Source organism: Pseudomonas sp. 37 R 15 (genome assembly GCF_900004865.1).
Taxonomy (GTDB): Bacteria; Pseudomonadota; Gammaproteobacteria; order Pseudomonadales; family Pseudomonadaceae; genus Aquipseudomonas; species Aquipseudomonas fluorescens_AM.
Genome location: NZ_CVTV01000037.1, coordinates 77,876 through 100,349 on the forward strand (window position 1 = coordinate 77,876; position 22,474 = coordinate 100,349).

General features: G+C 62.3%; 15 protein-coding genes and 1 pseudogene. 7 read left to right on the forward strand and 9 right to left on the reverse strand.

Annotation, left to right across the window (positions count from 1 at the left end; all coding sequences use genetic code 11):
• Positions 1 to 101 precede the first annotated feature (101 nt).
• Entirely contained in the window at positions 102 to 641 is a 540-nt protein-coding gene (locus BFQ04_RS11995) for an AAA family ATPase (protein ID WP_065951015.1), read from the forward strand.
• Positions 642 to 644: 3 nt separating this feature from the next.
• Here the strand turns inward: BFQ04_RS11995 and BFQ04_RS12000 are convergent, their stop codons facing one another.
• Genes BFQ04_RS12000 through BFQ04_RS12010 form a run of 3 tightly spaced genes read right to left on the reverse strand, consistent with a single transcriptional unit; the run spans position 645 to position 2,908 of the window.
• Positions 645 to 1,061 (reverse strand): SRPBCC family protein, encoded by a 417-nt coding sequence (locus tag BFQ04_RS12000; RefSeq protein WP_065951016.1) that lies wholly within the window; start codon positions 1,059 to 1,061, stop codon positions 645 to 647.
• A gap of 28 nt (positions 1,062 to 1,089) precedes the next feature.
• Positions 1,090 to 1,887, reverse strand: coding sequence for an SDR family NAD(P)-dependent oxidoreductase (locus tag BFQ04_RS12005; RefSeq protein ID WP_065951017.1), 798 nt, complete (start codon positions 1,885 to 1,887; stop codon positions 1,090 to 1,092).
• A 16-nt stretch (positions 1,888 to 1,903) separates the two neighbouring features.
• A complete protein-coding gene (locus BFQ04_RS12010; RefSeq protein WP_065951018.1) occupies positions 1,904 to 2,908 on the reverse strand; it encodes an aldo/keto reductase in 1,005 nt (334 codons plus the stop codon).
• Between the two features lie 112 nt (positions 2,909 to 3,020).
• On the opposite strand from BFQ04_RS12010, the gene BFQ04_RS12015 reads away from it, so the two are divergent.
• Positions 3,021 to 3,917: a LysR substrate-binding domain-containing protein gene (locus BFQ04_RS12015; protein WP_065951019.1), complete on the forward strand. Its 897-nt coding sequence runs from the start codon at positions 3,021 to 3,023 to the stop codon at positions 3,915 to 3,917.
• Between the two features lie 144 nt (positions 3,918 to 4,061).
• Here BFQ04_RS12015 and BFQ04_RS12020 read toward each other — a convergent pair whose 3' ends face one another.
• Positions 4,062 to 8,249, reverse strand: a complete 4,188-nt coding sequence (locus BFQ04_RS12020; protein WP_139111925.1) for a leucine-rich repeat domain-containing protein — start codon at positions 8,247 to 8,249, stop codon at positions 4,062 to 4,064.
• A gap of 175 nt (positions 8,250 to 8,424) precedes the next feature.
• Here BFQ04_RS12020 and BFQ04_RS12025 point away from each other — a divergent pair, with 175 nt between their 5' ends.
• Positions 8,425 to 10,614 (forward strand): TonB-dependent siderophore receptor, encoded by a 2,190-nt coding sequence (locus BFQ04_RS12025; protein ID WP_083217972.1) that lies wholly within the window; start codon positions 8,425 to 8,427, stop codon positions 10,612 to 10,614.
• Here the strand turns inward: BFQ04_RS12025 and BFQ04_RS12030 are convergent.
• Positions 10,604 to 11,734, reverse strand: a complete 1,131-nt coding sequence (locus BFQ04_RS12030) for an MFS transporter (RefSeq protein ID WP_065951032.1) — start codon at positions 11,732 to 11,734, stop codon at positions 10,604 to 10,606. The two genes, BFQ04_RS12025 and BFQ04_RS12030, sit on opposite strands and share 11 nt — an antisense overlap.
• Positions 11,735 to 11,832: 98 nt before the next feature.
• On the opposite strand from BFQ04_RS12030, the gene BFQ04_RS12035 reads away from it, so the two are divergent.
• A complete protein-coding gene (locus BFQ04_RS12035) occupies positions 11,833 to 12,603 on the forward strand; it encodes an AraC family transcriptional regulator (protein ID WP_065951021.1) in 771 nt (256 codons plus the stop codon).
• A gap of 4 nt (positions 12,604 to 12,607) precedes the next feature.
• On the opposite strand, the gene BFQ04_RS12040 is transcribed toward BFQ04_RS12035, so the two are convergent.
• The 4 genes from BFQ04_RS12040 to BFQ04_RS12055 all read right to left on the reverse strand — a co-directional run bounded on the left by BFQ04_RS12040 (position 12,608) and on the right by BFQ04_RS12055 (position 16,918).
• On the reverse strand, positions 12,608 to 13,045 hold the full coding sequence (locus tag BFQ04_RS12040) for a carboxymuconolactone decarboxylase family protein (protein ID WP_065951022.1): 438 nt from the start codon (positions 13,043 to 13,045) through the stop codon (positions 12,608 to 12,610).
• Positions 13,046 to 13,139: 94 nt separating this feature from the next.
• Positions 13,140 to 14,585, reverse strand: a complete 1,446-nt coding sequence (locus BFQ04_RS12045; protein WP_065951023.1) for a mechanosensitive ion channel family protein — start codon at positions 14,583 to 14,585, stop codon at positions 13,140 to 13,142.
• A gap of 184 nt (positions 14,586 to 14,769) precedes the next feature.
• Positions 14,770 to 15,636, reverse strand: coding sequence for a pirin family protein (locus BFQ04_RS12050; RefSeq protein WP_065951024.1), 867 nt, complete (start codon positions 15,634 to 15,636; stop codon positions 14,770 to 14,772).
• 76 nt (positions 15,637 to 15,712) lie between these two features.
• Positions 15,713 to 16,918, reverse strand: a complete 1,206-nt coding sequence (locus tag BFQ04_RS12055; RefSeq protein WP_065951025.1) for a multidrug effflux MFS transporter — start codon at positions 16,916 to 16,918, stop codon at positions 15,713 to 15,715.
• Positions 16,919 to 17,016: 98 nt separating this feature from the next.
• Between BFQ04_RS12055 and BFQ04_RS12060 the strand changes: the two genes are divergently transcribed.
• The 3 genes and pseudogenes from BFQ04_RS12060 to BFQ04_RS12070 form a co-directional block, all read left to right on the forward strand.
• Positions 17,017 to 18,123 carry an efflux RND transporter periplasmic adaptor subunit gene (locus BFQ04_RS12060; protein ID WP_065951026.1) on the forward strand — a complete coding sequence of 369 codons (1,107 nt, stop codon included), beginning with the start codon at positions 17,017 to 17,019 and terminating at the stop codon, positions 18,121 to 18,123.
• A gap of 2 nt (positions 18,124 to 18,125) precedes the next feature.
• A complete protein-coding gene (locus tag BFQ04_RS12065) occupies positions 18,126 to 21,200 on the forward strand; it encodes an efflux RND transporter permease subunit (protein WP_065951027.1) in 3,075 nt (1,024 codons plus the stop codon).
• A gap of 110 nt (positions 21,201 to 21,310) precedes the next feature.
• Positions 21,311 to 22,474 (forward strand): annotated as a pseudogene (locus tag BFQ04_RS12070) (type IV secretion protein Rhs); the annotation flags it as partial.

Sequence of the window (22,474 nt, forward strand, 5' to 3'; positions counted from 1 at the left end):
GCTCGCGAAAAGCGCAAGGACAACAGGTTTTTACCTGGCGCTACGCGTTATCGTTGACGTTTTTCGCGAGCAAGCTCGCTCCTGCAGAAGGTTGGTGGACCATGCTTATCGTATTCAGCGGCCTGCCCGGTACCGGCAAAACCACGATTTCCAGGGAATTGGCACGCCGGATGGGCGCGGTATACCTGCGCATCGATGTGATCGAACACGCGCTGCGCGAGTCTGGCGTACTGGCGGGCGATGTGGGTGCCAGCGGCTATGGCGTGGCGAATGCGCTGGCATTGAGTAATTTGCGCGTGGGCCAGCGGGTAATCGCTGACTGTGTGAACCCGGTAAGGGAAAGCCGCGAGGCTTGGCGGGCCGTGGCGCTGGCGGGGGGCGTCGAACTGATCGATATTCAGGTGGTGTGTTCTGATCAGCAGGCGCATCGGCGCCGAGTGGAGAGCCGTGAGGGCGATATTCCAGGCCTGCTGCCGCCGACGTGGCCATCGGTGCTGGCGCACGAGTATGAAGCCTGGGACACGCCGCCATTCACGCTCGATACGGCAGCGTTGACGCCCGAACAGGCCGGCACCGCAGCCCATGCCTATCTGTCGAGTATGGGAGCTGTTGAGCGTTGGCGCAGCCCCCGCCCCCGATAGATATCAGCCGGGAAAATTGCCGCGCAGGGCCTCCAGGCCACCGCTGTACACGCCGGCAAACAGTTCCTCCACCGCCGCATCCGTAGTGCCCGCAGCCGGCGTGAACACCCCGGACCAGGTCACTTTCGCCGACGCGTCAGTCAAGGCTTCAACCTGCACGGTCGCCAGATAGGCACTCACCGGAAACGGCGACTGTTCAATGGTGTAGCTGTAGGTGCGCGCCACATTGTCGAAAGTCTGCAACCGCTCGACGATCTCACCGCCATCGGCGGTATGCAGGTGGCGCACGCGGCCGCCTTCGCCCGGCTCGCTCTTGGCGATAAAGGGCAGCCAGTCGGGCAGGCTGTTGAAGCCGCCGATCAGGTTCCAGACCTGGTCCGCGGACGCAGGGATTTCAATCACAGAAGAGGCTGTTGCCACGGTAAATACTCCAGAGCATTAAAAAAATTCAGATCGCCATGCTGTCGACCACACCACCGTCGACCCGCAACGCGGCACCGGTGGTGGCAGATGACAGCGGTGAAGCAATGTACGCCACCAGGTTGGCCACTTCATCCACATTCGCCGCACGCTGGATGATCGACGTCGGCCGTGCACTGCGCACGAACACGTCAGCTTCGTCCCGCGCGGTGCGCCCGGATTTTTGCGTGGCGTCCCTGAGCATGTGTTCCAGCCCGTCGGTAAAGGTCGGCCCCGGCAGGATCGCATTCACCGTTACACCGGTACCTGCCAGGCGCTTGGCCAGGCCGTGGGACACCGCCAGGTTGGCGCTTTTGGTCACGCCATAGTTGATCATGTCCGCCGGAGTCGCCACGCCGGATTCGGATGACACGAAGATCACCCGCCCCCAGCCCTGCTCGACCATGCCCGGCACATAATGCCGCGCCAAGCGCACGCCCGAGATCACATTGACCTCATAGAAGCGCGTCCATTCACTGTCCGGGGCCTCGAAGAAATCCACATCATTGAAGATGCCCAGGTTGTTGACCAGGATGTCGGCGCGAGGTTCGGCGGCGAACAGTGTCTCGGCGCCTTCGGCCGTACCCAGGTCGGCCACCAGCCCACGCAGGTGGGCGCCCGGCACCGCCTGGCGAATGCTCGCCACCGCATCGTCAACTTTCCCGGTATCACGCCCGATCACCACCACGGTGGCGCCGGACTGCGCCAGGGCCTGGCTGATGCCCAGGCCGATCCCCGCCGTGCTGCCGCTGACGATCGCCACTTTGCCGCTTACATCGATTTTCATGGTTGAACTCCTGAAGTCAAAGTGGCAGAGGCGCGCGAAGCGAAATCAGCTGCGCATCGCGCAGCGCCTGCCAGAAGGCTGCTGGTATCTGCTCTGACAACGCCGCCACGTCTTCGGCAATACGCCCCGGACGACTGGCACCGGGAATCACTGCCGCCACGGCCGGGTGCGCCAGGGAAAACTGTAGCGCAGCGGCTTTGATGCTGACGCCAAACGCCAGGGCAATCGCTTTGATCCGCTCGACGTTGGCGATGATCGCCGGGCTCGCCTGCTGGTATTCGAAGTGCGCGCCGCCGGCGAGGATGCCGGAGCTGTAGGGACCACCGACGACGATTTCAACGTGCTGCGCGAGTGCCGCCTCCATCAGGCGCTGCAAGGCGCGGTCGTGGTCCAGCAATGTGTAGCGGCCGGCCAGCAGGAAGCCGTCGGGCTGGGCTTCGGCCAGGTCCAGGGTCAGTTCGCACGGTTCGACGCGGTTCACCCCCAGGCCCCAGGCCTTGATCACGCCTTCTTCGCGCAAGCGGGTCAGCACCTTGAAGGCACCGGTACGGGCCTGGTTGAAGTATTCCAGCCATTGGTCGCCGTAGAAGTCCTGGGCGATATCGTGAACCCACACGATGTCCAGACGATCGGTTTGCAGGCGCTGCAGGCTGTCTTCAATCGAACGCAGGGTGGCGTCGGCACTGTAGTCATTGAGCATTTTGTTCGGACGACCATGTTCGAACACACCGCTTTTCTCGCCCAGGTCACGGGCGCTGTCTTCGACTTCGTCCAGAATCACCCGGCCGACCTTGGTGCTGAGCACGTAGTCGTCACGGTTGTAGTGCGACAGCGCCTGGCCCAGGCGGATTTCCGACAACCCCGAACCGTAGAACGGCGCGGTATCGAAATAACGCACGCCATGATTCCAGGCGGCCTCGACAGTGGCCCGGGCTTCGTCTTCGGCAATGGCGCGGAACATATTGCCCAGCGGTGCGGTACCAAAGCCCAATACGCCGGGTAGTTTGTCTTTCAAGCTCATGATGGTTCCTCAATCGGTTCAAGGTCGCGTCGACCGTTGAGCAGATCCTAGATTGCCTAGGTCGGACCGTCCAAGACATACTGGGACCAACTTGAGTCCCAGCAGGTCTGACATGATTGATCTACGCCAACTGCGCTACTTTGAAGTGGTCGCCGAAGAGGAACACGTCGGCCGCGCCGCCGAGCGCCTGCACATTTCCCAGTCGCCCTTGAGCCGGCAGATCGCCCAGCTTGAAGAACGCCTGGGCCTGACGCTGTTCGAACGCAGCCAGCAACGTATCCGCCTGACCCGCGACGGCCAGACCTTCCTCGCCGAAACCAGGGCGTTGCTGACCCACGCCAACCGCCTGGAGTCCCTGGGCAAGCGCCTGGGCCGGGGTGAAGAAGGCGGTTTGTGCATCGGCTATATCGAGAACGCCATGCACGCCGGTGTATTGCCCAACGCCTTGCGCGTTCTGCGCGATGACCGGCCCAACGTGCATATCAAGTTGTATAACCTGCCCTCCCTCGAACAACTGGAAGGCCTGCGCCAGCGCAGCCTGGATATTGCCCTGGTGGGCGAACCGCCCGCGGCCGACGACCCGGACCTGACCGCCCGGCAAGTGCTCGATGACCCGATGCTGCTGGCCTTGCCGGAACACCACCCGCTGACACGCCAGCGCGAGTTGCTGCCCGAGCACCTGGCCGACCAGCAATGGATCGGCGTGCAACGCAAACCCGGCGCCAACCCGGCTGACGACTTCGTGGCCGCGTGCATCCGCGCAGGTTTCACTCCCCAGATCCCCATGGAAGCCAGCGAGCCCTTCACTGCATTGGGCCTGGTGGCCTCCGGGCTGGGCGTGGCAATGGTGCAAAAAGGCCTGAGCCGCAACGCACCGCCCGGCGTGGTACTGCGCGAACTGCCGTGGCTGAGTTACACCACACCGCTGTGGGCGGCATGGCATCGGATCAACTTGCGGCCGCTGGTGGAGACGTTTCGCAAGGTACTGACTGATCCTGACGCTATCTAACGGATGCTCCCACGTTTGGATCAAGAATCAGAGCATCTCCCGCAACCGATACCACAACATCTCCAACGCCAGCAGCGGCGAGCGCACTGCATAGCTGTCGGGCGTTGTTGCACGAACTGCCCAGCGAAATATTCAAGCAACGCCCTACTCCAGTCGCGCACGCTTGGGCAGTTGATACACCGGCTGTCCCTTGCGCCAGGCCTCATACATCAACGTTTCATGTTCCAGCGTCTCCAGCAACCCAGGCGCGCTCCCGTTAGGGTCCAGAGCGGCTAATTTGCACAGGTGGGCGCGATGCACTCCATCGGCATTTGTGATTTTTTCCAGTATCTTCCACACCCGCGCCTGCAGACTCTGGCGGTTTAACGCATATTCGGGAGCGCGGGGCAAATCGCTGAAGCGCCTGGCGAAGAGGCTGGTGTCGGAATCGCTCAGCAATCGATTCCACAGCCCCGTTTTGCCGGCAATTTGAGCAGGCGGTAAATCAGCCAGCCAAACACTTGGTTGAGGCAAATGCTGGGTTTGAGGATTGAGCCAGAGATCGTTGCCGGTGCGCCGGCGGTAACTGATCAGGCGACTCAGGGAATCAGGATCGGAAATAGGATTCCCAGACAGTTCAATATCGGCGCGCAGTCTGACGGATGTCGGGATTGACTGGATTCGATTGCCCGTGAGATCCAACCGCCCTAGTGGGATCTCGCCTGTCACACCGCGAGGGAACTCACTGAGTTGCGTATCGGATAGACTCAGCCAGCGCAACCGCGTCATACGGCTCACGTCCGGCGCAACGATCAGTGGATTGTAATCCAGGTCCAACTCCTCCAACTGGGTGAGCCGGGCAAGGCGTTCGACCGAATTATGAGTGGTCAATGTGATTTGGCACTCGCTCAGATTAAGGTGTGTGAGCTTCGTCATCCCCTCGAGGGCACGGGGTAGTTCACGCACTTCAGGCATCTGCATCTGTAGCGATTCAACATGCCTGAAATCCGACAGGATACCGTCAACACTTTGCGCACCACCTGACAGGGTGAGAGAAATCACCGAGTCCATGGGAGGGTGGACATAGGGGAAAGGTGTCTGCGGCGACCCGTCCAGTTGCAGATGCAAGCCGACCAACTTGCCGTCACGGTAAATATTTTCCGAGCCTTCACCCTGCCATTTAAACAACCGGCGTAACGTGGCCCCGACCTCAGTACGCCGACTGCGCTCTTCTTCCACCCACTTGCTGATCTCCGGATCCACGCCGTCAGCAGCCAAATCGATATCAACCAGATCGAAAGCTTCCATCACGTCTTGCTCATTGACCATCTCCCACGTGCTCAAGGTGCGGTCAAACTCGACGAACGCCTGCCTGATACGTTCAAGCTCCCGTTGCAGGTCATCCAGATGGTCAAAGCGTGCAATGAAATCATCCACCTGTTGATCGGTGGAGTCAGGGAAATAGGCTTTGACATGCCCTCGGGTGATGCGCGGGAGCAGCGTTCCCTGCTCGGTTATCGTCGAGGATGCGCTGCCACCCGCCAGCCCGCCCTCCTCAGGCTCATAAAACGGCGTTCTCAATGATTGCCGATGCAATACGCTTGAGAGTTGTGGTCGACGCAGCAAGTTACGACGGATTTTGAATTTGAAATGTTCCAGTCCCTGATCGACACGCACATTCATCGCGCCACGCTCATCATCGGTCAAACTGTGCAGAATCATGTCGGCAAGGTCACCGTGGGTGTAGCCAGGCGGCTGCAGCGCAGCGTAGACCTGGAAATGCTCACCGGTCTTAATCAGCACGCGCTGGTTGGATAAGTTGGCGGATCCGATCCGATCCAGCACCGGCCCGCTGATGTTGCCTTCACGTACGACGATCGCAACGTCCGTGGGCCATCCGGGCATCTGTTGGACGCTGTGCAACAACAAGGCATCGCTATCGGGATTGCGCACCGAATCTGTGAATACCCCTTCGTAGGCCCTGGCGAGGCGTACTTCCTGTTCGTAACCTTCAGCCAGAGGCTCCAGCCGCTGAAAAACCTCCTTGGTCTGTGCCAGTGTCAGGGGGATGTTCGGATCAATTTCCTGGCGACTCAACATCTCCTCAAGTACCACGTAAGGCAATGTCGGGTGTTGCTGTTTTAACGCCAGCAGCAGCTCATTATCGGTTTTTACCGCCGCCTGATAATGGTCCTCGAACAGATCGGTGCGCCGTTGCTTGGCAATCCCGAGCGCTTTTTGGCGCAATAACCGGGCACGGGTATAAACGTCCGGGTAAGGCTGGTCGACGGGCAGTTGGCTTCCCAGGAACGCACGCGTCTGCTGCTCATCCAGGCCCCTGGCCAGCTCCGGGAACAGCGTGGTGTCCTCGTCGACCCGCAACACCTTACCCGGCTCAGTGGCTGCCTGAGACGACCAGATCGCCTGATCGCCCTCCACCCATTCCATGCGCACGCTCGCCGGCCAGTCGGTATCCGAGGTCAACCACTGCACCAGATGCAAGTCGGCATGGATCGACTCATCGGTAGCCAACTGCGTGATATACGTCTGAATCTGACGATCAATCTTGAAGCGGGTCAGCGTGTCCGCCAACACCCCTTGGGGAGGGAGGCCTTCGGCATGCAAATATCGCAAGTGATCGTCAGACACATCGCTGACCTGACGCACTTGCTCCAGGGTTTCATCGGTCAACGCTTCGACCTGCGGGCCGAAACCACGCATCAATTGCGCACGGGTCCACTCAGTCAATGCAAGCCCCTCGGTGCCGGGCGGCGGATGCAGGATGCCAGCGGGGCGAGTGACCGGCACACGCGGTAAAGGAACGGGATCGGGAGCGCCCTCAGCCACAGTCAGTGCTGGATCTACGGCGCTGGTCGTCACCTCGATTTCGCCTTTGATCACTGCCCCACCGAGGCCGGCCTTGACTACCAAAGGCAAGGCATTGAGCAAACCGAAGACCGTACGTGTGATGCCCTCTGACACCTGAGCATGGTTGTCGGCGCTGTCTATTTCGTTGAGTCCGTATCCCGCCTCGATAAGCCCGGCCAGACCCAGCAAGCCTTCGCCACCGGGGAAAAATATCGCCAAGGCCCCCCAGCGGTTAATCCAACCCACCACGGGCTCTATCACCGCACTCAAGTTGGCACGATTGACATCCGCATCGTCACGGATCGCCTCTTCAGCGGCGTGCAGGTTAGCTTGTTTGGTCGCCTTGACCAACGCCACGAACGGGTCGGTGCTGCCAGCTACAGTATCCAGGCTGATGTAATCGGCCGGGTTCCAATAGCCGTCGTTATTGAAGAAGCCGGCATCACGGTTCAGGCGATGCATGCGCGGATACTCGGTCATTCCCGTCAGGGCTGTCATGACGCCTGCGTGCCACGTTGTATCGAAGCGGTCGTCTTTGGCGAAATGCAGGGCGAGGGCTTTCCTCTTTACTGAATCCTGGCCCTGTTGCACCACCCATGCCCTCATTGCATCCAGACTGGAAAACTCATGCAACGGTGACGAGTTACCCGGCACATACAGCACTATCAGCCCGCCGGTTCGATGACGAAACACCCAGATATCCGTTGCGGTGTAGCGATAAATCATCAGTAGAGAGGCTTCGACATGGGCCATGGGATGCGTGCTGTGTTCCAGTTGCGCGTTGTTGACGAAACCAAACTCGATCTGCCCCTCCCCCAACCCGGCCGACGACAGCGCGAGCTGCAAGCCTTGGAGCGACAGACTGCCTTCACGTTTTTGAAGAAAAGCGGCCATGACGAAAGCCGTCTTTACGGTGGTGCGCAAAGCATAGGGCGCTACGCCCTTGATCGTTGCATCAGAGGGCAGTACGCCGTCCAGGTAGTCTTTGTACAAGTCCTTGTACTCGAGCGCCCACACCCACTTCTTGAACGCCGCCGGTGTAATGGCTATCTGTGTTTCAGGCCCGTAGGTCTGCGGGATGGTCTGGCGATAGATGCCTTCATAGTCGGTGTGATTGCCACTGCCCCGATAGGCGAACTCATCGACATGCTCGACAAGTTTGATTCGCGGCCCGACCGCAGGGGGGGTATATACACCGAATGCCGTCTCACCGAATCGATCATCGGCTACGGCCTGGTAGTCACTGAGCAGGGCCTGCACCAGCGACTGCTGGAATCGAATTTTGCCTTGATGCACACCGTCGATGGGTGGATGACCGTGGTAGTCGTAATCGAGGGTGACCAGCTGCGCAGTCATCGGGTCGACATGCGCCCCCCACTTCTGCCGGATCAGTTTTGCGCCGTGAGCGCTCGGAGTCAGGGGAACGCCGGCCTGTACGGCCTCGTTCAATGAGGCGCGTCCGGCACCCATTAATTGCTCTGTCATAGTGTGCAGTTCCATTTGCGATTTGAAAAAGGCTCGAATCTATCGTCGGCCGACTACCTAAAAAATCGGAAACCTCAGCCGACAGCCGATGAAGACCTGGCCAAATAGGGTAGGATCGCGCCCGCCCTTTATGCACCTTTGGCATCCGACCTTCTTTCTGATAACGGAACCCTTGATGGCTAATCGTTCTCGACCTTCCTTGCGCAGCAAGCCAGCCTCACGCTGCGCGCTTGAGCTGTTCACCGCGACCCTGCTTGTCGGCTGTGGAATGGAGGTCGGTCAGGCCGCCGAAATTGAACTGACGCCCATCAGGGTTCAAGGCCAAGAGCGCGGCGGCTATCAAACCGATACAGCCTCCGTCAGCAGCTTCAATGAAGCCCCCTTGCTCGATACCCCGGCCTCGATAACGGTGATCAACGCTGCACTGATCAAGGACCAGCAAGCCCGCCTGCTCAGCGAGGTGCTGCGCAACGACGCCTCGGTGGGCGACAGCTACGCGCCCATCGGCTACTACGAAAACTTCGTGGTGCGCGGGTTTTCGCTGAATGCGGCGAGCAGCTACAAGATCAATGGGCGCACCATCACCGGCGAGCAGAACGTCGCCCTGGAAAACAAGCAACAGGTCGAAGTGCTCAAGGGCCTGGCCGGGTTGCAGAGCGGCATTTCCGAGCCCAGCGGCGTGATCAACTACGTGACCAAGCGCCCCGAGGATGTGCGTTCGGTGACGGTGTCCACCGATGATCGCGGCAGCCGTTATATCGCCACCGATGTCGGCGGCTGGTTCGGCAGCGAGCAACAATTTGGCCTGCGCGCCAACGTCGCCCATGAAGACCTCAATGCCTATGTGGAGCATGCCGACGGCCAGCGCGATTTTATGTCCCTGGCCTTTGACTGGAACATCAGCCCCGACGCGGTGCTGCAACTGGATGCCGAATACCAGAACAAACAACAGCGCTCGGTGCCGGGTTATCAATTGCTGGGCGGCACTGAAGTGCCTCACGACGCTTCGCCGAAAAAACTGCTGGGGCATCAGACCGGAGGCAAGCAGGTGGGCATTGATTCGCTGAACCTCAACGGCACATTTGACTACCGTTTCAGCGACCAGTGGAAAGGCAGTGTCAGCGCGGCGCGCAGCAAAGTGGTGATTGACGATTACAGCTCATTTGCGTGGGGCTGCTACGGGTCGACCAGCTGCAGCTCGGCAAGCGTGCCGAACTACTTCAGCCCCGAAGGCAATTACGACGTCTACGACTACCGCAGCCCCGACGATACGCGCCGCGACGATGAAATCCAGGCGGCCATGACCGGCCTGTTCGACACCGCAGGCTTAGGCCATGAACTGACATTCGGCACCAGCGCCTTTCGCCGAGTGATCGACAAGCGCAAGTCGGTCAACGAATTCATCGGCACCGCCAATATCGACGAACAAGTGCCGAGTTTTACCCCTACCGACAAACGGTTGAATGACAGCCACCGCAACCTCGACAGCCGCCAGTACGGGCTGTTCGTCACCGACCGCATCCGCTTCAACGAGCAATGGCAAACCCTCCTCGGCGGCCGCGAAGTGCGCCTGGATGAAAAAGCCTTCGACGGCGTCACCGGCAACCCGACACGCCACACCCAACAGTACGTGTTCCTGCCCCAGGCCTCATTGATCTACAAGCCGGTGGACAACGTGTCGCTGTACACCCGTTACAGCAAGGGCCTGTCCCTGGGCGGCACCGCGCCGTGGTTCGCTGAGAACGCAGACGAAACACTGGCGCCAACGGTCTCGCGCCAGCTCGAAGCCGGGGTGAAATACGACTGGCGCCGTATCAGCTTCGCCGCCGCCGTGTTCCAGACACGCCAGGCTTATCAGTACGCCAAGCCCGACAGTGGCGGCTTCACCTACGTGCAGCAAGGTCAGCAGAAGAACACCGGCCTGGAGCTGTCCGCCAACGGCTGGGCCACCGACCGCCTGCAGATCGCCACCAGCGTGGCCGCCATTCGGGCACGGGTGAGCGGCAGCGGCACGCCGAGCTACGAAGACCACCAGGCGATCAACGTGCCCAAACTGCGCGCCAGCCTGTACGCCGACTATGCGCTGCCATGGGTCAATGGCCTGGCGGTACTCGGCGGCGTGCAATACAGCGCCAAAAAGTACGCCAACCGCACCGGCAATGTGCAAGTGGGGGATTACGCCGTGGTCAATATCGGCAGCCGCTACACCACCAAAGTCGATGGCTATGAAACGGTGTTTCGCCTGAGCGTCGACAACCTGTTCGACACGCGCTACTGGCGCGACGCGGGCGAATACATGGGCGATGACTACCTGTTCCAGGGTGCGCCGCTGACAGCGCGCTTGAGTGCATCGGTCAACTTCTGAAGAGCCGCGGCGTTGCCAGCCCCAGCGCCGCCAGACCGCACACCAGCAGGCTCCAGCCCAGGTCCTGAACCCATGCCACCAGGCTCAGGCCGCTGCCAATCACCAGGTAGTACAACAAACCAAACAGTGCGCCGGCGGTGCCGAGGCGATCGCGATAATCGACCAGCGCCGCCCCGAGCACGTTGGGAATTGCCATGCCGAATGCCAGTACCACCAGCAGCATCGGCCCTACCAGCAGCCCATTGTGTTGCAGGCCCAACACCAACAAGCTGCCGAGCACCGCCACCACCGCAGCGACGAATACCAACTGAGCGCTGTCCATCCCGCGTCTAAGCAGGCTTCTGTTCAGCCACGCTCCCAACCCGGAACCCAGGGCCAGCAGCACGCCGCTGTAGCCGAACTCGGCGGTGGAGCGCCCTTGTTGTGCGAAGATAAACGGCCCCACGCTGTAATAGCTGAACAACGCGATATTGAACGCCGCGACCAACCCGACCGAGCGCCAGATCCCGGCGTCCTTGAGCATCATGCCGAGTGTTTGACCAAGGGCGGCCGTGGGCAGCGAGGCCGGACGCGTTTCCGGCAGGGCCCACAGGCTCCAGCCCCACAGCAGCAGCGCGAGCAGCAACAGCCCACCGAGCACCCCGCGATAACCGAAATACTCGACCAGACTCGCCCCGCTGAACAACCCGATGGCAGGGCTTGCCGCCAGCGCAATCCCCATCGCGGAAAATACCTGGGCCAGCTCGGCACCGTGGAAACGGTCACGCAGCACCGTCTGCGTGACCACCGACCCCACGGCTGCTCCAAAGGCGGCAGCGGCCTGGGCCAGCAGCAAGGCGTTGAACGCTGCCACGTTCAACGCCAGCGCCATGGCCCCCACATAGATCGCAAGCCCGGCCAACATGACGGGCCGCCGCCCCCAACGATCACTCAAACGGCCCCATACCACCACGCCCACAGCGAAGGCCAGGAAGTACACCGACAGGGTCTGCCCCGCCCGTTCAGGCGCGACCGCAAAAGCCCGTGCGATATCACCCAGGGCCGGGCTGTACAGGGTCTGCGCCAATTGCGGGAACATCAGCAGGGCCATGGTCAGCATCAGCAGATTGTTCGACTTCATCACCAGATCCATCCGTAAATACACCGCAGGGATTCTAGAGCGCCCTGCCTGGGGTATTATCCGGACTTCGACACTTTATCCCTGAAATCGGACATCCCATGGCTTGGCTTGAGGCCGCCGCATCGTTCAACCCCGACGCATTCGCGGCGCCCGTGATCGGCATCGCCGCGGTGCTGGGCAACCACGACTCCGGGCTGCACCGGCACCAGCGCGGGCAACTGCTGTTCACCCAGCAAGGCTGCACGCGGATCACCCTGGACAATCAACTGTGCCTGCTGCCACCCACGCGCGCGGCCTGGATACCCGGCGGCTTGCCCCATCGCGCGGTGATGCAGCAGGCCGTGGATTACCGCTCGGTGTATGTGAGCGCAGCCCTGGCCGAGCAGTTGCCGGCCCAGGTGCGGGTGATCGAAGTGAGTGCCCTGCTCAGGGCAGTGCTGGAGCCGATGGCTCTGGCCCCGTTCGAGACCGATTGGCACGCGGGCCGCTACGCGCATTTGCTCGGCCTGTGCCTTGATGAAATCCGCCACGCCGCCGAACAGCCGCTGCTCCTGCCGTTGCCAAGGGACAAGCGCCTGGCCCCGCTGCTGGCCCGGCTCGACCGCCTGCCCCCCACATTGCAGGCGCTGGAAAAGCACATTGGCGCCAGCACCAAGACCATAGGCCGGATTTTCCTCAAGGAAACCGGCCTGGGGTATCAGCAGTGGCGCCAACAGTGGCGTCTGATGCGGGTGATCGAACTGCTCGCCACCGGGCGCAGCCTGGGCTACTGCGCCTTTGAACTGGGCTTTGCCAGCGACAGTGCGTTGATCGCCTTCTTCAAAGGCATGACCGGGACCACGCCGCGTGGCTATTTCAAATCCGGCTGAGCGCTTACTGGGGCATCTTGCGAAAACCCACCGCCAGGCGGTTCCAGCTGTTGATGGTGGCAATCGCCACACTCAGGTCGACCTGTTCCTGCGCGCTGAACTCGGCCGCCAGGGCGTTGAAGTCTTCATCGGGGGCGTGGGTCTGGCTGAGCAGGGTCAGGCTTTCGGCCCAGGCCAGGGCGGCGCGTTCACGCGGGGTGAAGAACGGCGTTTCACGCCAGGCCGACAGGGTGTAGAGGCGGCGCTCGGTTTCACCGCCCTTGCGCGCATCGGCGGTGTGCATGTCCAGGCAGAATGCGCAGCCGTTGATTTGCGAGACGCGCAGGCGCACCAGTTCCAGCAGTGGCAGTTCGATGGACAGCTTGCCGACTGCCGCCTCCAGGGCCAGCATGGCCTTCATGGCGTCCGGGGAAGCGCTGTAGAAATCGGTACGGGTTTGCATGGTGGAACTCCAGAACGGTGGGGATTGGTGCGCAGATTAGTCACCTGGGCGGTCTGGAGAAATAGCCAATCCGGGCGAAGAACAGGTGACCAATCTACAGGCCACGGCTCCTCAACCACTGCAGGAAACCTTTCTTCACCGGCACCACCGGCGCGTCTTCGGTCAGCGCCTGGGCGGCGTGCACACGGAAGTCCAGCAGCGCCTTCATGGCTTCGCCGATGTCATGGCGCGCGTCCAGGCAGGGCTTGAGGTATTCGTTTTCGATGCGGTACAGCGTGCAGTAGGTCTTGGCGGTGAAATCCGCCAGCGTGGCCTGATCGGTCAGGATGCCCGATTCGCCGATCACCTCACCCGGCCCCATGCGCCCGGCCTCGAACGTGTGGCCGCCCTTGACCAGCATCACCGAGACCACGCCGGACTCGATGATGAACAGGTGATCGCTGACCTCCCCCGCCGGCAGGATCATGTCGCCGGCGCGGTAGGTGTGCAGGGTCATGTTCTGGCTGAAGGTGTCTTTTTCTTCCTGACGCAGGGTGGAGAAGATCGACGACCGCTCAAGCAGTGCCCGCGCGCCGGAGACCGTGGCGGGCGTACTGCCTTCGGTGGCGGACAACAGCCCCACGCCCGCCGCCTGCAAATGCCGGAAGGCCAGGTCGTAAAGCTGGTTGCGCACTTCGCGCTTGAGGCCCATGGCCGGCACGAAACCGCTGATTTCATATTCCACGCCGCCACTGGCCGAAGCCTTGAACGCGACGCTGGGCGCCGGCTTGGCCAACAGCGCGCGGCAGCCCTGCATCGCCCGCTCAAGGGCCTCGATCACCGTTTGCGGGCGCGCATGGGGGCTGACTTGCAGGCTGACCGCCAGGCCGAACATGTCCGCCGGGCGCGAAAAGTTGATGATCTTGGCCTTGGCCGCCAGGGAGTTGGGGATCACCGCCAGGCTGCCCTGGGAGGTCTGCAGGCGCGTGGCGCGCCAGTCGATATCGGTGACGCGGCCTTCGGTGCCGTCGATGGAGATCCAGTCGTCGATCTGGTAAGGCTTGGTGGTGTTGAGCACGATCCCGGAAAACACGTCGCTCAGGGTGCTTTGCAGCGCCAGGCCGACGATGATCGCCACGGCGCCGGAAGTGGCGAGCACGCCCTTGACCGGCAGGTCGAGCACGTAGGCCATGGCGGCGATGATGGCGATCAGGAAAATCACCGCGCCCATCAGGTCCTGCAACAAGCGCCCGGTGTGACCGACCCGCTGCATCATCACCGCGCCGAGCAACACCGTGAGGGTGCGCGCCGCGAACAGCCACCAGCCGATCTGCAAAGCCGTGGCCGCCAGGTGCCGGGCGGTGTCGTCGACATAGGGCGCCGCTTGCATGGGGTTCATGCCGTCGTTGAACAACACCGCGCTGAACACTGCAAAGATCACCAGCCGCGCCGCGAGTTTCCAGTTGGCCAGCGCGGGGGTGATAAGGCGCCATACGGCAATGTCGATAAGGATCAGCGCCAGGGCGCACACCATCGGGTTTTCAGCGATAAATGAGGGCATCCAGGCGACTCCAGGGCGAATGCCGAGAAAGATCGCATGAAATGAAGATGGCGGGTATAGCGCAGAGCAAAATGTGGGAGGGGCTTGCCCCCGATGGCGTCAGCCCAGCAAACACTGATGTTGGTTGACCCACCGCTATCGGGGGCAAGCCCCCTCCCACAAGGGGTTATTCAACCACCGGCCTTCAGGCCTGCATCCGCCCGAATTTGCCCGATTGGAAATCGGCAAACGCCTGGTGGATCTCCTGCTCGGTGTTCATCACGAACGGGCCGTGGCCGACGATGGGCTCGTCGATCGGCTCGCCGCTGAGCAGCAGCACCTTGGCGTGGTCGTTGGACTCCAGGGTGAGGCGGTCACCGTCACGCTCGAACAACGCCAACTGCCCCTGGCGCGCGAAGTCCTCGCCATTGACCTGCACAGTTGCGCTCAGGATCACCAGCGCGGTGTTGCGCCCGGCGTGCAAGTCCAACGTCACCGCCTTACCGGGATTGAGGCGCAAGTCCCACACGTCAATCGGCGTGAAGGTGCGGGCAGGCCCTTGAGTACCGGCGAATTCACCGGCGATCAGGCGCAGTTGCCCCGCGTCGCCCGCCAGCGGCAGCACCGGGATGTCGCCATCGACGAGGGTCTGGTAACCGGCGTCGGCCATTTTGTCCTTGGCCGGCAGGTTGACCCACAATTGCACCATCTCCAGTGCCCCGCCTGTGCGGGCGAAAGCCTCAGAGTGGAATTCTTCATGGAGAATGCCCTTGGCCGCCGTCATCCATTGCACATCGCCCGGGCCGATTTTTCCGCCGGCACCGGTGGAATCGCGGTGCTCGACTTCGCCGTCATAGACGATGGTCACCGTTTCGAAGCCGCAATGCGGGTGCTGGCCCACGCCGCGACGGGTTTCGGTGGGGGTGAAATCGGCCGGGCCGGCGTGGTCCAGCAACAGGAATGGGCTGATGTGTTTGCCCATGGTGTCGTAGGAAAACAGCGTGCGCACCGGAAAGCCGTCGCCGACCCAGTGAGCGCGAGGGCTGGTGTAGAGACCGATCAGTTTTTTCATGGTGTACCTCCAAAGTGCCTACACCATAAGTCCCCAGGCCGCAGAGCACTAGCCGGCAAAAGCGGCCTTGATCGTCCTATGTATAGGACAGTTCCTTGGGCGCGCGCTGACGCAACAGGTGAAACGCGACGAAGGCCGTGACGGCAAAGGCGGCCTGGATGACGATCATCGGCGTCGCGCTGCCATCGCGTAGTTGGCTCAACAGCACGCCGCTGCAGGTGGCGCCGAACATCTGCGCGAAGCCCATCAACCCGGCCGCCAGTCCCGCACGATGGGCGTTGGGCATCACCCCGCCCGTGACCGCGCCGGGCAATACCAGCCCGCCGCCGAGCGTGGCCAGGGCTATGGGAATATCCAGGCCCACCACGGAAAGCCCGAACAGCGCATAAATCAGCAGTGCCAACACCCCACCTGCGGCCACCAGCGTCACGCCCATGGTCACAATCCGCTGCGGCCCGAGGCGCAGGATGTTGCGCCGGGTATAGGTGGAACCGACGATCAGCATCGACACGATCAGGCCGAAATTGATGCCGTACTCCAGGCTACTCAGGCCCAGCAGGTTGATAAACACCGCCGACGAACCGGCAATCACCGCAAACATGGCGCCGTAGGTACAGGCCAGGGCCACAGCATAGGCGCGGTATGGGCGGCCCTTGAGCAAATCCAGGTACTGCCCGCCAAGGGTGCGCCAATGCGCGGCCCCGGGATCGAGGTAATGGTTGCTCTCGCGAAAGAACAGCACCGCCAGCAGCCACACAACGCTGCCGATCAGCAGGGCGAGAATGATCGGCGCATGCCAGCCGAACAGCTTGATCAGCAAGCCGCCCGCCATCGGCGCCACGACGATGGCATAGAGCATGCCGATCATGGTCAGCGCCAGGGCCGGGCCCGCCTCGGCATTCCATACGTCACGCACCACGGTGCGCGCCAGCACCAGCGCGGCGCACGCGCCCAGGCCTTGCAGCACGCGGGCAGCGATAAATTGCTGGATGTCAGTGACCAGCAGCATCGACAGCGTCGCCAGCACGTACAGCGTCAGGCCGGCGATCAATACCGGACGGCGGCCGATACGGTCCGACAGCGGCCCGAACACAAGTTGCCCCAGGCCAAACGCAGCAACAAACGCCGACAGCGCCATCAGTGCCGAACCTTGCGGCGCCGCCAGCGCCTGCTCGATGGCACCCAGACCGGGGATGATCAATTGCGTTGACACTTCACCCAATGCGGTGAGGGCGACCAGCAAGAACAACAAGCTGCGTGAAGGTGCCGGGGCGTTTGCCATGGGGAATATCCGGGGGCTGGATTAATTTATATTTCGACCATAATATGAGTAAAAAATTATGTCCATAATTTTTTCCCATGGTCCCCCAGGAGTTCGTCATGCCCCCTCTGCACCTGCGCCTTTTCACGCCCCTGGCTGTGTTGATGATCCTCAGTGGCTGCAACAGCCAGGCCGACAACGCCACCCAGGTCTCGCCGCCGCGTCCGGTGCTGGCCGCCAAGGTCGAGGCTGGCGGCACCCAGCAAAGCGCGTATACCGGCGTGGTGGCGGCCCGCACTGAAAGCAACCTGGGCTTTCGGGTCAGCGGCAAAGTGATCGAACGCAAGGTCGATCCCGGCCAGCATGTCTCTCGTGGCGACACGCTACTGGTGCTGGATATCGGCGACTTCGAACTGGCGTTGCGCTCGGCGAAAAACCGCGTCAACGCGGCCCAGGCACAATTGCGCCAGCGCCGTGACGACGAAAACCGCTACCAGCGCCTGGCCAGTACCGGCGCGGTATCGCGGCAGATATTCGACCAGTCGGCGACCAACCTGCGCGTCGCCGAAGCGGAACTGGCGGCGGCGCAATCGGATGCCAGCCAGATCGAGAACCGTCGCACCTATTCGGTGCTCAAGGCCGATGGCGACGGCATCATCACCGACGTGCTGGCCGATCGCGGCCAGGTGGTCGCCGAAGGGCAGATCGTGGCGCGCCTGGCCCATGACGGCGCCCGCGAAGCCATCGTCAACCTGCCGGAACAGCAACGCGCCCGGGCCGCGCAAAACGCCCTGGCCTTCCCGTTCGGTGCGCCGGACCAGGCCGTTACCGCGTCTCTGCGCGAGCTGTCCGCCAGCGCCGACCCCACCACCCGCACCTACCGCGCGCGCTACGTGCTGCACGGCGCGGTCGAGCGTTTCGCCCTCGGCTCCACCATCACCGTGCGCTTGCAAGGTGACGGCCAGGCCCGGCAAACCCGTGTGCCCATCGGTGCGTTGCAGGACGCGGGACAAGGCACCGGCGTGTGGCTGATCGGTGACGACAACACGATCAGCTTCGCCCCGGTGAAAGTCGCCAGTCTCGGCCAGGAAGAAGCCCTGCTCGACAGCGGCGTCACGCCTGGCCAAACCATCGTCGCCCTCGGTGCGCACCTGCTGCACAGCGGTGACCGGGTACGCCTGCTGCCCGCCCAGGCGCTGGCCCTCAACCGTAAACAGGACCAATGAGCATGCGTGGAATCAACCTCTCGGAACTGGCGGTCAAGCACCGCGCCGTCACGCTGTTCCTGATCATCGCGATCATCGCCGCCGGGATCTTCGCGTTCGGCAAGCTGGGGCGCGCCGAAGACCCGTCGTTTACGGTCAAGGTCATGACCATCACCGCCGCCTGGCCCGGCGCCACCGCCGAGGAAATGCAGGAACAGGTGGCCGACCGCCTGGAAAAGCGCCTGCAGGAACTCGATTACTACGACCGCGTCGAGACCATCGCCCAGCCGGGTTTCGTTTCGATGCGCATGACCTTCCTCGAATCCACCCGGCCGAGCGAGATACAGGACCTGTTCTACCAGACCCGTAAAAAACTCAGCGACGAAGCCGCGAACCTGCCCAAGGGCGTGATCGGGCCGTTTTTCAACGATGAGTATTCGGATGTGTACTTTGCGCTGTACGCCCTGGAGGCCGAACACCTGCCCCATCGCCAGCAAGTGCAAATGGCCGAAGCGCTGCGTCAGGGCCTGCTCAACCTGCCGGGGGTGAAGAAGGTCAATATCCTCGGCGAACAGGCCCAGCGTGTATTTGTCGAGTTCTCCTATGAGCGCCTGGCGACCCTGGGCATCAAACCCGAACAGATCTTCGCCGCCCTCGCCGCGCAAAACGCCGTGGCGCCCTCAGGCTTCGTCGAAACCGCCGGCGCCCGCGCCTATATCCGTATCGATGGCGCCTTCGACAGCCTGGCGCTGATCGAGAACGTGCCCTTGCAAGTCAATGGCCGCGTGCTGCGCATCGCCGATGTGGCGACGGTCCGGCGTGGCTATGAAGACCCGCCCAGCTACCGCATCCGCCACCAGGGCGACCCGGCGCTGATGCTCGGGGTGATCATGCAGAAGCACTGGAACGGCCTGGAACTGGACAAGCGCCTGCAGGCCCAGGAAGCCCGGATCCAGGCCGACCTGCCCCTGGGCGTAAATTTCGCCAAGGTCTCCGATCAGGCAAAAAACATCAGCCTGGCGGTGAACGAGTTCATGCTCAAGTTCTTCGTCGCCCTGGCCGTGGTGATGCTGATCAGCCTGCTGGCCCTGGGCTTTCGTGTAGGGCTGGTGGTGGCGGCGGCAGTGCCGCTGACACTGTCGATCGTGTTCGTGATCATGCTGGTCACCGGGCGTGAATTCGACCGCGTGACCCTCGGCGCCCTGATCATTTCCCTGGGCCTGCTGGTGGACGACGCGATCATCGCCATTGAAATGATGGTGGTGAAACTCGAAGAAGGCTTCGACCGCATCCATGCGGCCACCTACGCCTGGAGCTCCACGGCGGCGCCCATGCTGACCGGCACGCTGGTAACGATCATCGGTTTTCTACCCGTGGGGTTCGCGCGCTCCGGTGCCGGCGAGTACGCCGGGAATATCTTCTGGATCGTCGGCTTTGCGTTGATTTCATCCTGGTTGGTGGCGGTGGTGTTTACGCCCTATCTGGGCGTGAAGCTGTTGCCGCAGATCAAGCCGGTGCCCGGCGGGCACGATGCGATTTACGCCGGGCGCTATTACCAGAAACTGCGCAGCCTGGTGGAAACCTGTGTGCGCGGGCGCTGGCTGGTGACCGGGATGGTGGTGGCGGCGTTTGTGCTGTGCGGCCTGGGCATGGCAGTGGTGAAGAAACAGTTCTTCCCCGACTCCGACCGTTCGGAGCTGATCCTGGAGGTGTACATGCCCCCTGGCAGCGCCTTCAAAAGCACTGAAGCGGTGGCGGCGCAAGTAGAGAAAGCCTTGCTGCAGGAACCGCAGACGAGCATGGTCGACACCTATGTGGGCGGCGGCGCTCCGCGTTTTTTCCTGTCGTTGAACCCTGAGATGCCGGACCCGGCGTTCGCCAAGTTGATCGTGCAAACCCCGGACTCCCACGCACGCGATGCGTTGAAAGTGCGCATGCGCGAGCGCATCGCCGCCGGTGAGTTTCCAGCGGCACGGGTGCGCGTCACACAATTGGTGTTCGGCCCCCCGGTGCCGTTCCCGGTGGTGTTCCGTGTGTCCGGACCGGACCTGGACGTGCTGCGCGGGCTGTCCGAGCAAGTGCGTCAAGTGGTGGCCGCCAACAGGCTGACCCGCGACGCCTTCCTCGAGTGGGGCGAGCGCGCCAGCGGCTACCGCCTGGTGCTGGATCAGGATCGCCTGCGCCTGCTCGGCTTCACGCCCGACGAGGTCAAGTCCCAGCTCAACGCCCTGCTCAGCGGCAACCCGATCACCGAAGTGCGTGAAGGCAACCGCACGGTGTCGGTGGTGGCACGCGCCCAGGGCAGTCAACGCGAGGACCTGGGCAACCTCAACAACATGACCCTGACCAACAGCGCCGGCACTTCGGTACCGCTGGCCCAGGTCGGGCATTTCCAGGCGGTGATGGAAGAACCGATCCTCAAGCGCCGCAACCGCGCCACCACGGTGGAAGTGCGCGCCGACATCGTCGACGGCGTACAACCGCCCGATGTGGAAATGGCCGTGTACAAGGACCTGCAGCCGCTGATCGCCAAGTTGCCTGCCGGTTACCACATCGATATCGGCGGCCCGGTGGAAGAAAGCGCCAAGGCCAACGTCGCCCTGGCGGCGCTGTTCCCGATCATGATCCTGCTGACCCTCACCGTGATCATGTTCCAGGTGCGCTCCTTCGGCGTGATGTTGATGGTCTTCGCCACCGCGCCGCTGGGGCTGATCGGCGCGGTGCCGACCTTACTGCTGTTCAACCAGCCGTTCGGGTTCAACGCGATTCTCGGGCTGATCGGCATCGGCGGGATTCTGATGCGCAACACACTGATCTTCACCGACCAGATTCGCCAGAACCAGGACCACGGCATGCCGATACGCGAAGCCATTGTCGAAGCCACCGTGCGTCGCGCGCGGCCGGTGATCCTCACCGCCCTGGCGGCGGCGCTGGCCTTTATTCCGCTGACGCTGTCGGTGTTCTGGTCGTCCCTGGCCTATGTGCTGATCGGCGGCGTGCTGGTGGGCACGGTGTTGACGCTGCTGTTCCTGCCGGCGCTGTGCAGTCTGGTGCTGCGCGACAGGGTTGTTGAAACTTCCTACGTAACTGCCGGATAAGCTCTACTCCCCTGCCCCGAGAACCGCTGCAAAGTCCCTCGCCTGATTAGTCAGTGCGAGGGAGTGCAGATGGTTCTTTTCGTTAGGGCCCCGGTTGTCGGGGCTGTGTTTTGATTCCGGCGCTGGCCAGCTTCGTCCTGGCGCCCATGGACCCCGAAGCGCCGGATGTTGAACGCGTGCTTGGGGATTTGCGCAATTGCCTGAACACCTTCGACGCGTGGGCCGACAGCTTTTTCAGTGGCTCGGCACTGGAAGTCGAGCAGGTGTTCAAGGTCGGGGATGACGTCGCACTGGTGGCGCCGATCTCTTCCGACACGCCCAGTCGCACAGTCGCTCAATGCAAGGCCCAGGGTGGGCTGACCCTGGTGCACCTGTTCGAGAGCACCCGCTTCGTCCCCATCGGCAACACGCCGGTGACGCTGCAAGCCATCGCCCAGGACGGCACGCCCATTGGCGCGCCGCTGCACCGCACCATCGGCCCCAGCGGCATGCTTGAAGTGCCCGAATGTACTCGCGACCAGCAGTACCGAGTCACTTTCTACCCCAATGTCTCCAAAGATCACGTCAAGGCGCTGTATGCGTCCTACCAGTCGGTGATTGCCGGGCTGGAAGCGGACCTGCGCAAGCAATGGCACGAGCGCTTCGAGCCTCAATGGGCAGACTTTGCCAAAGCCCTACCCTTCAAGCGCAGCGCGAAACAGGGCGCGGCCTTTGCAAGCGGGATTGGCCAGGCGTTTTACAACCTGTGGGACAACATCACCGAGCTGTACGACCTGTTGGCGAACCTCAAGTCCAACAGCGAGAAGCTGCTGCAGTACCTCTCCCAAGCCGAACTCGATGAACTGCTGAAACTGGGCAAGGACACACTCGCCCAGGGCTTGCTGGTGCTCAGTGATGAGCCGCTGTTGTTTATCTATTTGTCGGCGATGGTCAGCTGGATACGCCTGCTGCCGCCGCCCGAGATGTACGAACTGTTGGGTGAGATCACCGGCGAAGTCTTGATCAACCTGCTGCTGCTATGGGCTACGCGGGGGATGGGGGTGCAGCTTCGGTTGGGGGCTCAGGTGTTGAGTTCTATTAAATCCGGCCGGGCGCGGGCGTTACTGGAGTTGCTGGCCAGGCAGGTGCCTGGGCCTGGGTTGGGGCCGCATGTGGAGACGGCAAAGCCGTTGCTGCTGGGCAGTGCGGCGACGCCGGTCAAGGCGGTGCCGGTGGCGCCGTTGCAGGCTGGCGAGCATCTGGTTTCGAACCCGGTGCCGATGGTGCGCAGCAAG